The following is a 13525-nucleotide window of genomic DNA, read 5'->3' on the forward strand; positions in this document are numbered from 1 at the left end:
ACACCTCCTAAAATGATTTTCGGACACGAGGATCAATAACTGAATATAAGATGTCCACAATAAAATTTATTAATATATAAACAATCGCAGAAAAAAACACTACCCCTTGGACAACTGGCAAATCCTTTGCCGTAATGGCATCTGCCACAAGCCTTCCGATGCCTTGACGGGAAAATACCGTTTCAATCACTACCGCCCCGCCCAGCATATCACCGATCATCATTCCTATAATTGTAATCGATGGAATTAGAGCATTCCTTAAAGCGTGTTTATACATAACCACCTTTTCTGATAACCCCTTCGACCTTAATGTCAGGATGTATTGCTCAGTCATCACCTCAAGCATACTGTTCCTTACCATACGGACGATTGCACCAGAACCTACAAGTCCAAGTGCGATAGAAGGAAGTACTAATGTAATCCAACCGTCAGATCCTATGGAAGGAAACCAGCCTAAGGTCACGGAGAATATGAGAATTAGTAAGATGCCTGACCAGAAGGTTGGCATAGAAATGCCAAAAAGTCCGATTAACCTTGCAACATAATCAATCACGGTGTTATGGTGGATTGCTGAAAAAACACCTAAAGTAATGCCGAACACGATAGATAGAATCGCACTAACAACAGTTAAAGCAATGGTAGCGGGAAACTGTGTAATAATTTTGGATAACACGGGTGAATGATTAACAATGGAGTTCCCGAAATCTCCTCGCAAAATATTATTTAAATATTCAAAAAACTGAGTGTGGAAAGGTAAATCCAGACCTAGCTCTTTCCGTAAATTAGCTGCCATCTCAGGAGTGGCACCTGTCCCCTCAAGCATTTGATCGACTGCATCTCCTGGGAGGGAATAATTAATGATAAACACTAAAAACAAAGATCCTAACAAGACAAAAACAGCAGCAATCATTCTGTTAACGATAAATTTCCCCATAAACGCTACCTGTTTTATACTTCTAAAGCTTTATTGTTTTTTAGACTGTGCTGATTAATCGGCTTTTTTAGGCCTAAATGGTCTCTTAATGTGCTGCCTGAATATTCTTCCTCATAAATGCCTCTTGCTTGAAGAATTGGCACAACTTTTTCTACAAACACTTTAAATTGGCTTGGAATGTCAGAGTTGATGATAAAGCCGTCTGCACCGCCGCTTTCAAACCAGCTCTGAATCTTATCTGCCACAATTTCAGGAGTGCCGATAAAGGTGCTTCTTGGAACGGCAACCTGCTGAGCCACTTGGCGTAGTGTCAGCTTATTTTCCTTTGCCATTCTTTTTATTTTGTCTGTTGTGCTCTGAAAAGCTTCCTTGCCTATATCCCCTATATCCGGAAATGGTTCATCCAGCGGAAAAACACTGAAGTCAAATTGGTCAAAAAACCTTCCAAGATACGTAATCGCATTATCAATCGGCACTAAGCTGATAAAATCCTCATATATCTTATTTGCTTCCTCTACTGTGTCAGCTACAATAGGACTGATTCCAGGGAATATTAAAATATCATCATGACTGCGACCATTTTCAGCAGCCTTCGTTTTTACATCATGATAAAACGCAATAGCTTCTTCTAACGTTTCGTGACCTGTAAAAATCGCATCTGCTGACTCCGCCGCAAATTTTTTGCCCCTTTCAGATGATCCAGCCTGAAATATAACAGGATATCCTTGCGGTGATCTTTCCAAATTCAAAGGTCCTTTAACGGAAAAGAACTCTCCCTCATGATTTAACGCATGCATTTTTTCTTTATCAAAAAATTCTCCAGTGTCCTTATTTCTGACAAATGCACCGTCTTCCCAAGAATCCCATAGTCCTTTAACTACAGTGAGATGTTCAGATGCTTTTTTATAGCGCTCCTCATGGGAAGGAAGCTCTGTCTCATTGAAATTTTGAGCTGCTCCAGCTGATGGAGATGTTACAACATTCCAGCCTGCTCTTCCTGCACTTATATGGTCTAATGATAGAAACTGTCTGGCGACATTAAAAGGCTGGCTATAGGAAGTGGAAAGTGTCCCGACAATCCCTATCCTTTCTGTAGCACCTGCTATTGCAGTCAGTAAAGTAATCGGCTCAAACCTGTTTAAGAAATGAGGCAGTGACTTTTCATTGATAGACAGTCCGTCAGCCACAAAAATGAAGCTGAAATTTGCTTTTTCTGCAAGCCTTGCTCGTTCTTTATAGAACGGTAAACTAACACTTGCATCTGCAGGAACAGATGGGTGACGCCATCCATCTGTTGTCCCGCCAATTCCATGAATCATTGCACCAAACTTTATTTTCTTCACCATGTTTTAGCCACCTTCCACAAATTTTTATTATTCCAATGAAAATAGTCAACTTTAAATTAAAAAATTAAGCTAATGCTTCTTTTAATGCTTCCAGGTCAACTTTAAAAACGGCTTTATATTCTGCAGAATCCCCGTCACTTACCTCTACTACCGGTACATAGCGAATACCATATTTAACTTCAAGCACATCTCTTAAAGAATCATTTTCTGTCACATCAATTGTTGAATACTCAAAATTATTATCTGATAAGTAAGATTTGACTTGTTCACAATAACTACATCCAACTTTGCTCCACACTACCACTTTTTTATTTTGACTCATTATATTCCCACTCCTTCATTTTCTTTTTCTATGTGAATACTCTCTTCTGCAAATGCCTCACTTAATAGCTTATAAGAACTTAACCTGTCATTAATGTCCACAATTGGTGATAAGGAAATGATTTCATCGATTTCATGCTCTTTAGCCAGACTGCTAAGAGCATCCCTGACACTTTCCTTCGAACCTGCAACATAACCCGCTTTTTGAACAATAAGCTGATAATCTGTTTCTTCATACTGGCTGATTACCTTTTCCGCCTGCTCCAAAGAACCTACATTTAACTTCTTCCCATCTGCCAGTATTACCTTGACAGACTCTCTTTGCTTAATAAAGGAATCAGCTTTTTCATCAGTTTCAGCAACAGCTACTGTCAATGCCACTATAAATTGCCCTCCACCAGCCGGTGAAAACTGCTTAAACCGTTCTCTTGCTTCTTTTAGAACATTTTGCTCTCCATTTATAAAGTAAGCAAACACAAAGGATATTCCAAGTTTTGCAGCCAGTTCTGCACTTTCTGCACTTCCTCCAAGAAGTATAAGATCTGGTCTCACCCTTGGAGTAGGAGCAGCCACTAAATCTAAGTCACGCTCCTTATGGTAAATATATTGCTTTAAATCAGCCAGTTTTTCTTCAAAAGACTTTTGGGCTTCTACTTTGTCTTCCTGCAGTGCTTTTGTAGATAAGTTTAAGCCACCTGGTGCTTTGCCCACACCAAGATCGACTCTTCCTGGAGCGAGCGATGAGAGCACATGAAACACTTCGGCAACTTTATATGGGCTGTAATGCTGTAGCATTATGCCCCCAGAACCGACTCTAATATTTTTAGTAGTTGCCAGCAGAAAGCCGATTAAGCTTTCTGGTGCAGACCCAGCTAATTGACCGTTATTATGATGCTCTGAAACCCAAAAACGATGATAGCCCAACTGATCAGCTGCCTGTGCTAACCTCACCGTATTTTGGAGCCCCTGTTCTGCTGTTTCTCCTTCACCAACAGGACTCTGATCAAGAATGCTTAATTTAAATGCCATATTTTTCACCTCACGATTGATTTAACAAATTGGGATAATGATTCATTTAATCTTGATATTGTTTCATCTGCCAGCGTAAAAGTATTATCATCCTGCTTTGTCACTTGTGTATCCTGTATATAGACACCGCCATTTATATTTGTTGTTCCTAAGTTGATCAGCACCGGTTTAAGCACATAATCGATCACTAATAGATGACCGTATGTACCTCCTAAAGCTAGTGGGAGCACTGCCTTGTCTTTTAAAGCCTTCTGTGGCATAAGGTCAATATATGTTTTCAAAATACCAGAGTACGCTGCCTTATACACTGGGGTTAGAAAGATCACACCATCACTCTTTTCAATTAATTGATTTACCTCTTGAATTTTCTCATTTTTGAAATCGGCCTTGATTAATGCTTCACTTGGAAGCTGATGAACTTGAATAATTTCAACATCAATACTGTTGCTTTTCAAAAATTCCTCTGCATAATTCAATATGCCTGTTAAACGAGAGTGAATAGAATTCCCACCAGCTACGATTGTAATTGTCGGCATTTTACTTCCCCTTTCGAAATTCCCTCTAAACCACTTGGATTAGTTGATAATATAGATTATAATAAAGCAAATAATTCAGAAAGTATAATCAGTAAAATTAATGTTGGGATTCAGAATTACTAAATTTATAACTTAAAGAGGTGTTTAACATGGAGATTCGTGCAATCCGCACATTCACGACAATTGTAAAATATGGAAACTTTTTAAAGGCGGCAGAAGCATTAAATTATTCGCAGCCAACAATTACACTTCATATTAAACATCTGGAGGAAGAAGTCGGCGAAAAACTGCTAGAGCGAGGCAAAACATTAAAAATGACAGAAGCTGGCCGGCTGTTTTATGAACGCGCCAATGCTTTATTAAGAGAGTATGATCGCCTTGATAAAACATTGCAGGACTTGGAAGGCGGTTTGGCAGGTTTAATTCGCATTGGTGTTTCAGAGCCTACAGCAAGTCTTGAACTCCCAGCCATTATCGTTGATTTTGTTGAAAAGTTTCCAAAAGTAGAAATTTCTCTTCATGTTGCTGATGCCAATACATTAAGTACAATGCTTTATCAAGACGAGATTGATTTTGCCATTTGCGGAGCACCGGAAGTTTCGATGGAGAATGTATTTAAACCGTTATATTATGATGACATTGTTCTGCTAGTTTCTGAGTCGCATCCGCTTACTGAAAAGGGAATAGCAGAAGTGGAGGATTTACTGGAGGAGACCATTCTATTTACACCTCATAATTGCCCGATAAGAATAAAAATTGAACAAACAATTGTAGAGAAAATCGGTACAAATTATAAAAAGCTTGAGATTTCGAGCAGTATGGCACACAAGCATTATGTTCAGGCTGGCCTAGGGATATCTCTTTTTACCCGTACAGCTCATTCCTTCCCCTTTCCTGGCACAAAAGTATTAGAGATTAATGGGATAGACGCTGCACCTGTAATCGGGCTATTACGAAGAACAAACAATTTAAACGGCAAAGCCTCCACACATTTATTATCATTAATTGAAGAAGCCTTCTTGAAGAAGAATATATTGCAAAAAAATGTTTAAACTTATTTACAAAATAAAAAAGGGCTATCAAGCCCTTTTAACTTGCTTTCTTTAACACTCCAGAAACGTTACCTTTCTTGCTGTCGCCTAACTTAAACATTAAAATACCGCCAATAATAATCAATACCCCTAGCTGCTGTTTAAAGGTGAATGGAATAGGCTCTGTACCGAACCAGCCAAAAGTATCAGATAATACAGCAAAACCGAGTTGTGCAAACATCACTATTGCAATAGCGTATGTTGGCCCAAGCAGCTTTACTCCTTTCGTTACACAATAAACGACACCGACACCAATAAAGCCGCTAAATAAATACCATAGCTCCATATTAGAAAAGTCAAAAAGGCTTTTCCCTTCCACAGCTAAACCAATGAAGAACGATGCAGCAAATCCCATTCCAAGAACTAATGTCGTAGTTGTCCATGAGCCAGCTTTCACCATCACTTTGTTATTAAAAATATTTTGCACTCCAACAAGCGCTCCTGCCATAATAGCCAGTATCATTCCCAGCATAATATTCCTCCTTATTGTTCGTAAATATTATCCTTTGCCATCTTCATAAGTCCAGCACTGTCTTTAATCGTAATAACACCTTTCTTTTTCTCTATTAACCCGTCCAAACAGAATTGTTTTATTACCCGATTCACATGCCGATAGCTTGTGCCGATGAAGTTAGCTAAATCCTTTAAATCAAGCCAATCCAGTTTTTCAGCTACTGTATGTTCTTTCGTTGTTGAAACAGAAAGTAAATAGCTAGCCAGTCTGACTTCAACTGGGTACATTAAATTAAAACTCATCGTCGTGGACTTTCTGTAAAATTTATGAGATATAATATTGAGCAGAAACTGAAGAAATTCAGCATCGTTATAACCATATCTTTTAAGCCATTCAAAACTGATTCCAACCATCATTACACTATCCGACACAGCCTCTACAGTATTGAGTAGTTCTGCTCCATTTACGAACTCTACATCACCTATAATCTCTAGCGGCTGCTTGAAGGACAAAATAAGTATTTTACCATCCAAGGAAGTTGTATATACTTTAATCTTGCCGCTAACTAGCACGTAAAGGAAATGTGCTGATTCTCCTTGTGTACAAATTGTTTCCCCTTGCTCAAATTCACATAACAGAGCATGCTTTATTAAATGCTCATTAAAAACGGCTGTTAATCCATATTGCTCCAAAAAAGAATTTAGCTTTACATCATCTTTCCATTCCTTCATTCATACTCCCGCCAGTCACAGTTTTAATAACAATACTCCACCTATCATCATCGCAATTCCTATAAAATCAGCAGCTCTTAATTTACGCTTCTCCATTCCAAACCAGCCATTTATGTCTATTATATAGCTTTACATCATCTTTCCATTCCTTCATTCATACTCCCGCCAGTCACAGTTTTAATAACAATACTCCACCTATCATCATCGCAATTCCTATAAAATCAGCAGCTCTTAATTTACGCTTCTCCATTCCAAACCAGCCATTTATGTCTATTATAAATGTTAGCAAAAGCTGGGATATGAGAACAAATGATACAGTAAATGTAACACCAATATGCTTTATTGCTTCCATATTACTAAACAGGATTATCGCTGCAAATGCTCCCCCAAACCAATAGATAGGCTGAACATTTCCAACACTTTTCCAATTTATATCTTTAGAAAAATAAAGAATTATTAAAGCCAGCACAAATCCAGAGAACTGAGTTAAACTGGCTGTTTGCCAAATACCAATATCCTCCCGTATATTGGCATTTGCTATATTCTGAATTGTAATAAAAACACCGCCAAGTAACGCAAAAAGAATACCCTTCATCTTATCCTTCCACCCTTCTTCCTCTATTAAATAGAAAAACAAGTAAGTTAGAAAGGACATATGTCCCTTTTTAAAATATACGTTCGACTGCAGTCATATACAGTTATATCCACCCATATATATTTCAAAAGAACATAAAAAAACCCAGCATCGCATCAGGAGAGATATCCCTCTCTCCAAGCACAATGTCTGGGTAACTAATTTAACATTATTCAACCGTTTCAAGATCGGCAGCAGCCTCTATCATTCTGCCACTGTTGCTGTCAGAAAGCATATATTTTTGCTGTTCTGTAAGAACTAACAGTTTCTTTTCATCTTCAGTCAACTTCGTAACTAAAGATTCCCTTTTTTCACTGTATGCTTGTATATCTGATTTCAGCTGCGCTATTTGGTCTTTTATAGCATCCATCCGTTTTTCCTTTAGCTGCTTATCTACTTCATCTGTGATTAAGGGCTCATCATCACTTTCCTTTTTAAACAAGGAAAATATCGAGGTCTTTTGTTTTTTCCTTAATGAGGCAACCATAATATGATTCTGCCGATCTAGTAAATAATCCTGATAGGCAGATGATTCTAATTGCTTAATTTCCTGATTACTTTCACTCATTTCTCTTTCAAGCTGGGTAATTTCATATTTCAGCTGATTTACGGAACGATCCATCGAAAGGATTTCAAGCAGCAAGTTTTGATAGTTCATATTACTGTTATATAAATAATTTACTGCCTCTTTAAAGTTAGAAATTTGTTCAAGCAAAGCATCGTTTGAACTCTTTCTATTGGATTCAAATGTAGGCTCGGCACCTAATTCCACCAACAGCTGGTTTGTTGTCATCCCTACCTTTTCCATTAATAATGAAATAAGGTGAATCCTAAATATAGTTATGTAATTCAGGCGATAGTACCTACCGTGCTTTTGCGGTTTAATGTATATATCAGAAAGTTCACTCCGTAAATAATGCCTAATAGTGGCATCATCTCTGCCTATAAATTCGCTAGCCTTAATCGCTACATAATGAGTATCTGGATTAATGGATAAGATTGAATCTGTCCAAATATCCTCTTCAGAAGTATGGGATAATGCTAGATTATAAATTTGGTCAAATTGAAATTCTTCTAGTAATAATTCCTTTAATTCCTCACGTTGATGTTTATCTTCCACTTTGCTCACCTCCAGTTGCTCAAAAACCACTTTATTTGATTTTACACTTAGTTTCTAAAAAAATCAAAGCTTGTAAACGGTATTTTTACGGTTCGTTTACGAATTTTCTCTTTATAAATCTATATAATTGCAACGTTGTATTTACGTTGAAGAGAAGTTGTTTATCGATTTGGAAAACATAAACACCTCAATTCATTTCGTAAATAAACATAATATTTACGAAATTGACCAACTATACAAATCAAAAAACGTCGTAAACCCTCGTTTTACGAACCACTTACGAAAATAACTTAGTTATCAACGTATATTATTTACGTAATTCGTACGTAAAGTAAATCATTCAACGATACTTCAATCTCATCAACCACTATTCAATTTACGTAAATATAACTTAGTTTTTACATAAAGATACTTTTTACGAGATGTTTACGAATTATAAAATGACTTGCACTTTGTCAATTTACGTTAGCCGTACGATGGTATGTTTTTACATTTACATACTAGTTACGTAATTAAATTTTGGATTTATTATCATTTACGTAAACAAATACATTGGATTTACATAAAATACACTCTTACGAATCATCTACGATTTAAGTTATTGTAAATACATACGGTATTTATAGAATAATTACGTAAACGCAATATAGTTTCCAAATAAAGCTATATAAATATAATATTATTTTTACGTAGTTTTACATATATAGTTTTCTGCTTTTTATGTAAATTATAGATTTACCTATCATTTACGATGGATTTTATATATTAAGATCGTTAAAATCACATAAATATGAAGTTTTCTAATAGACAATTAAGCGAAGTTTTACGTATATGCACGAATGAAAAAACGGTATTTAAGTAGTCATTTATATAAAAATATATACATTTACATAAATGGATTCATTTATGAATCGTTTACATTACAAAAAATACACCTACTAATACTAAATTAGGGGCAATATTGGTGGAAAAACAGCGAAAAGGGGCCTTACCAAGAAGTTTTAATAGGATAAACCTAATTAAATTCCTGTAAAACAAAAAAACTTCAGGCTTTATACCTGAAGTTTTCTTAGAAAAGCCCAAATCCCAGTCTAAATGTACAATAGGAAAGGGGAATTCAATAGCTTTTACCTTTAAAATTAGTCATCTAGCAAGCTTAAATCGATATCATCTAAATCTATATCACTGTCAGTATCGTTTTTATCAGCCGGTTTTTCATTACTCATAAATTCTGCTAAGCCTAATTCTTCAAAATCAAGATCAAAATCCTCATCATCATTGGCAGCAGCGATTGAGCTGATTACTGACTGCTGGTAGCTTACTTCCTGCTGTCTTGCTTTAAAATCTTCATATTCCTTTACTAAACCTTTAGCTAAGCGTTCTGGAAGGGCATCAGCTTTAAAGAACGTATAAACACTCGTTGAAAAGTTGTTTTTTTCCTCCAAATATCCACTAAAAACTGTACCGTTTAACGGAAGTTTTTCAATAATTTCTTCTCTGGCATCATCAATAAAAGAACTGCCAATATCATTGGATTTATCGAGGATTGCAAGCAGTCCAATATGATGAATTCTTGCTGATGTATTCGTTTCTTTATCAAACAGCTGTATAGGCTGATGTAAATTACTGCTCTCGATCGCTTCTTTAAACATTGCAGTAACATCATGACCATTTCTCACCGAATTGCTCGGCTTAGAAAATCTGCTGATAACAAGTGATCCTGTATGCTCCAGTACAACCCGTCTAAAGTCAGCACTATCAAAAGTGACCGCTGTTCCGCCGCCAGTAGTAGCAGTGTTCAATTCATGGAAAATCTCTGCGATTTCATTGTTTGCATAGTCTCTGTAGTTATCAATACCATTTCTGCTGTTTTCAGGCAGCTGTTTAAACTCATCATAAAAATGCTGATTGTCTGCAAAAACTACAAAAGCAACGCCTTTATTAGGGTTTTTTGCGATATCCCAAATCTGTTGAGCAAAATTATTTACTTGTCGAAGGGCATCAGGACCATCCGCACGTGTAGGTATTGTCACAACAACACCAATCTTAATGAATTTTCTTCTTGCTCTAATAGAAGCTTCTTTTAAGTATTTCTTGGCATTTTCCTTTACTTCAGCATCACCGATTTCCTGACGAATTAGATTAAATTCTTCTATGATTTTCGGTTTGTTGTTGTAATCATAAAACTCCTCAATTGCTTTAACGATAGTAGAAGTGCCTGTTCCGCCGCCAAGACCAGCGAAGAACATAACTAGATCATCCTGCGGTCTGATTCTTTCTTGTATAAAGGACTTCAGCTTTTCCTTCGCTTTTTCATTTTTCTCTAATATATGTACAGCTTCTTCTGGGTTTTTGCCTAATCCGCCAAGCTCCAGGCTTACTCTGTTATTTGTAGATATGTTTTTTAAACCGGCTAAATCACCATCATTGCTGTTTAAAGCGATGCAATTGTAAACAGATGTATTATCCTCTCTTTTAAAAGCAGCAAAACGGTCTGCCATCCTTGTTCCGGCTTGTCCAAATCCCACCATAGTGATATTTATTGCCGGCTGGTTCTTAGTGAATGTTTTTGCCATTATTTACGCAGCTCCTTGTCCTTCGATTTATTCTCGACTAGTTTGGCTATAAGCTGTTTTCCTCGATTTGTAAGAAACAGAAACTTATAGGGCTTAATTGCTTCATGATATATAAGCGACATAAACATAAGCTTATCTACCATTTTTTCTACATTTTTACGTTCAATGTTCGTAAATACTTCCTCATATACGTACTTGTTTTTGCCAACAGTTTTCCTGACAAGACGTTCAACTTTTACATTTTCAATTATATGACTTATAGACACACCTCGTTCTTTATTTCTTTGCTCCTCAATAGCTATGTACTGGAACACTTTAAGTAAGCTGGGGTCTTGGCCAATAATATCAATGAACATTGCCAGTACCTCATCACTAAACTTAACATGCTTATGTAACTCATGAAGGTTATGATCCAAGAATCTTCCTCCTAACATATTACTTATAAACTCTATAATAACTAATTATAGTCTCTAATACAAGTGTCTATATAGCATATTTATAGGTGTATTTTTAACTATATATCTATAAAAGTCCTATAATATAGGCGTTTTTTTATAGTGTCTATATAAAGACACCATATAGTAATATTCGTTATTTTTATAGCTTTTTCGAATAGAAAAAACACCATAAATCTCTAAAATACCGATAATCATGCAAAAACAATTGATTTTTCATGTTTTTTTAATTGTTTTTTAGTTGTATTTTTTCATATTTAGTTATTATAGTCTCTTTATATAGTCACCATAATTAAATCCTTATATAACAAGTGATTAGATGTAATTATTTTTTTATAAATTAGTATAGACACTATATAAGCCCACTTTATATAGTGGGCTTATATAGTGTCTATAAATTCAAATTTATAGGAATATTTTTAGTTAAGTTCTTAGTCAAAACGTTCCCAGCTATTTAAAAACCAAGTTTTTTATTTACAAGGATCATTCGTTCAAATCCCCTTTTCTACGTAAAAACAAGATTGTTTTGACAAGACTACTTCATTACTGAAGATAGCATGTACGTAAATAGCATGTTATTAACTTAGTTTTTTACGTAAAACCAACTTTTACATTCTATTCACGACGATATTTTCAAGGTGTTTATATTAGGCTATGAAGGTTTGAATGATTATATTCCACCTTATTTGCTTCTTCTAATTGTTGGTATTTTTTAAGCTATTTAGTTATCGTAATGACGTAAATTGTACGCTGATTTATAGTAGTCATTACATCTATGTATTACCTTTGAACATAAATACTAAATTTATTTTACGATTCCTTTTTTTACTGTTTTAGATTTTTTTGCTAACTCAGCTAACTTTCTCAATTTATCATTTTCAATTCCTGTATTTTTTCCTTTTCCAGAAGCCATATTATTTACCTCCTAATCGATAGTAATATTCGTATGATCATAGTTTGTCCAAAAAACTTAAAGTTTATACGTTCTATATTCATAGACCTCTTCATAGTCTAGAACTATAACATTCTGACAATTTGACACTAAGATAAATGAAATAAAAGACAAAAGGGAGGAAGAGAGGGAGAAGATGGAACCAATCAATCCGATATTTACGAATAAAACAAGCAGATCTATATTAGAAACAAAAAAAGAAATAGTTCGGAAAAAACCGATTACGAAGATGGAAGGAAGAAAAGAGAGAAGCGATAAAAAAAAGGATGTGAAAATCCCTTTTAATCCGCAAGAACGGAGACTACTGAAAATATTAGCCAAAAAAATGGGACTTGATCCGACTCCTTATTGTTCCATATTAGTAAAGAAGGGACTCCAGGAATTTAAAGATTTCCCTATACGTCCTTATGATCCAAAAGGACAACCATATCCAGCTAAGTTAGAAAAGGTTTATCATGATCAACTTTTTGAAATGAAGGTAAGATGGGACTGCAGCTTGAAAGAGGCAGCATATCGAATACTTGCATTTATGCTCGAAGAAGAGGTGAAAAGGAACAGGTGAAAAAAAGCAGATTTCCTATTTACGATGATGAAATACGGGAGCTTTCCTATAGTCCCTATAATTTTTTTGATAAATGGTTCATGAAAGCTACGAGAAAGTTAACGACACCAACATTGTTGTCTTATACTTTTTACGTACCTGTTTCCGAATATTTACGTGGAGAGCTCTTCTGTGATGATGTTTCTGAAGCTGCCAATGAGAAATTCACTCATATTGATTTAGTAACATTACTGTTGGATGATTTTTTATACCAAGCAAAAAAGAGAAGCAATCCTGTCGAGCTTTATCATGAACTGACAGCGCGCTCTCAAAATGCCATAAAGGTTAACTCCTATCAAGAGGAAGAAAGTGAAATATTGGTTCCTGTAAATTCCCCAAAAAAGAAAATGATAAAATGCTTAATCAATCGAAAACAAGCTTTGAGGCTAGAGGTAATGCTAAGTGACATTGCAGAGTTGAATATGGAGTATAGCTTTGAGGTGAAAGATGTGCTTAGAATGTTATACAGTGATTTCATACTACAGTATAAAAACGGAAATTTATCCAATGTTGTAGACAATATTATTTTAAGACTGTCCCAATAATAGAAATGGCTATATGGCTTTTGAGGAGGCAGCCATATAGCCATTTTATCTATTAAGAAGTAAATGCTACTTGAACAGTTTCAGCAATACATTTTGTAATTTCCGCTCCATATCCGAACCCCAATTTCTTATATGTACTTCACAAGGCTTGTGACGGCACTACAAGCCTTGTTAGTTAATATGCTAAGTTAGACTCTCAT

General features: G+C 35.6%; 15 protein-coding genes. 3 read left to right on the forward strand and 12 right to left on the reverse strand.

The window, feature by feature from the left end; all coding sequences use genetic code 11:
• Positions 1-7: 7 nt before the first annotated feature.
• The 5 genes from L8T27_RS23790 to ssuE form a co-directional block, all read right to left on the reverse strand.
• A complete protein-coding gene (locus tag L8T27_RS23790; RefSeq protein WP_233316961.1) occupies positions 8-934 on the reverse strand; it encodes an ABC transporter permease in 927 nt (308 codons plus the stop codon).
• 14 nt (positions 935-948) lie between these two features.
• Positions 949-2280 carry an LLM class flavin-dependent oxidoreductase gene (locus tag L8T27_RS23795; protein WP_233316962.1) on the reverse strand — a complete coding sequence of 444 codons (1332 nt, stop codon included), beginning with the start codon at positions 2278-2280 and terminating at the stop codon, positions 949-951.
• Positions 2281-2344: 64 nt separating this feature from the next.
• Positions 2345-2602: a glutaredoxin family protein gene (locus L8T27_RS23800; protein WP_233316963.1), complete on the reverse strand. Its 258-nt coding sequence runs from the start codon at positions 2600-2602 to the stop codon at positions 2345-2347.
• Positions 2602-3630 carry an LLM class flavin-dependent oxidoreductase gene (locus tag L8T27_RS23805; protein ID WP_237943359.1) on the reverse strand — a complete coding sequence of 343 codons (1029 nt, stop codon included), beginning with the start codon at positions 3628-3630 and terminating at the stop codon, positions 2602-2604. The genes L8T27_RS23800 and L8T27_RS23805 overlap by 1 nt, the downstream gene beginning before the upstream one ends.
• Before the next feature lie 5 nt (positions 3631-3635).
• Entirely contained in the window at positions 3636-4166 is a 531-nt protein-coding gene (gene ssuE, locus L8T27_RS23810; RefSeq protein ID WP_237943361.1) for an NADPH-dependent FMN reductase, read from the reverse strand.
• 149 nt (positions 4167-4315) lie between these two features.
• Here ssuE and L8T27_RS23815 point away from each other — a divergent pair, with 149 nt between their 5' ends.
• Positions 4316-5218 carry a LysR family transcriptional regulator gene (locus L8T27_RS23815; protein ID WP_237943363.1) on the forward strand — a complete coding sequence of 301 codons (903 nt, stop codon included), beginning with the start codon at positions 4316-4318 and terminating at the stop codon, positions 5216-5218.
• Positions 5219-5255: 37 nt separating this feature from the next.
• On the opposite strand, the gene L8T27_RS23820 is transcribed toward L8T27_RS23815, so the two are convergent.
• The 7 genes from L8T27_RS23820 to L8T27_RS23845 form a co-directional block, all read right to left on the reverse strand.
• The gene (locus L8T27_RS23820; RefSeq protein WP_237944196.1) at positions 5256-5732 is read right to left on the reverse strand and encodes a DMT family transporter; all 477 of its coding nucleotides are present in this window, start codon (positions 5730-5732) and stop codon (positions 5256-5258) included.
• 8 nt (positions 5733-5740) lie between these two features.
• Positions 5741-6442, reverse strand: coding sequence for a Crp/Fnr family transcriptional regulator (locus L8T27_RS23825; RefSeq protein WP_237943365.1), 702 nt, complete (start codon positions 6440-6442; stop codon positions 5741-5743).
• 15 nt (positions 6443-6457) lie between these two features.
• Positions 6458-6565: a DMT family transporter gene (locus L8T27_RS28990; protein WP_481858877.1), complete on the reverse strand. Its 108-nt coding sequence runs from the start codon at positions 6563-6565 to the stop codon at positions 6458-6460.
• 46 nt (positions 6566-6611) lie between these two features.
• The gene (locus tag L8T27_RS23830; protein WP_237943367.1) at positions 6612-7037 is read right to left on the reverse strand and encodes a DMT family transporter; all 426 of its coding nucleotides are present in this window, start codon (positions 7035-7037) and stop codon (positions 6612-6614) included.
• A 208-nt stretch (positions 7038-7245) separates the two neighbouring features.
• Entirely contained in the window at positions 7246-8196 is a 951-nt protein-coding gene (locus L8T27_RS23835; RefSeq protein ID WP_233316969.1) for a hypothetical protein, read from the reverse strand.
• A 1139-nt stretch (positions 8197-9335) separates the two neighbouring features.
• Positions 9336-10772, reverse strand: coding sequence for an FtsZ/tubulin family protein (locus L8T27_RS23840; protein ID WP_237943369.1), 1437 nt, complete (start codon positions 10770-10772; stop codon positions 9336-9338).
• Positions 10772-11188, reverse strand: a complete 417-nt coding sequence (locus L8T27_RS23845; protein ID WP_233316971.1) for a hypothetical protein — start codon at positions 11186-11188, stop codon at positions 10772-10774. The genes L8T27_RS23840 and L8T27_RS23845 overlap by 1 nt, the downstream gene beginning before the upstream one ends.
• Before the next feature lie 1127 nt (positions 11189-12315).
• On the opposite strand from L8T27_RS23845, the gene L8T27_RS23850 reads away from it, so the two are divergent.
• Positions 12316-12741, forward strand: a complete 426-nt coding sequence (locus L8T27_RS23850) for a hypothetical protein (RefSeq protein WP_233316972.1) — start codon at positions 12316-12318, stop codon at positions 12739-12741.
• The gene (locus L8T27_RS23855; RefSeq protein ID WP_233316973.1) at positions 12738-13325 is read left to right on the forward strand and encodes a hypothetical protein; all 588 of its coding nucleotides are present in this window, start codon (positions 12738-12740) and stop codon (positions 13323-13325) included. Before L8T27_RS23850 ends, L8T27_RS23855 begins: the two co-directional genes overlap by 4 nt.
• Positions 13326-13525: the final 200 nt, after the last annotated feature.

Source organism: Niallia sp. Man26 (assembly GCF_022049065.2).
Classification (GTDB): domain Bacteria; phylum Bacillota; class Bacilli; order Bacillales; family Cytobacillaceae; genus Niallia.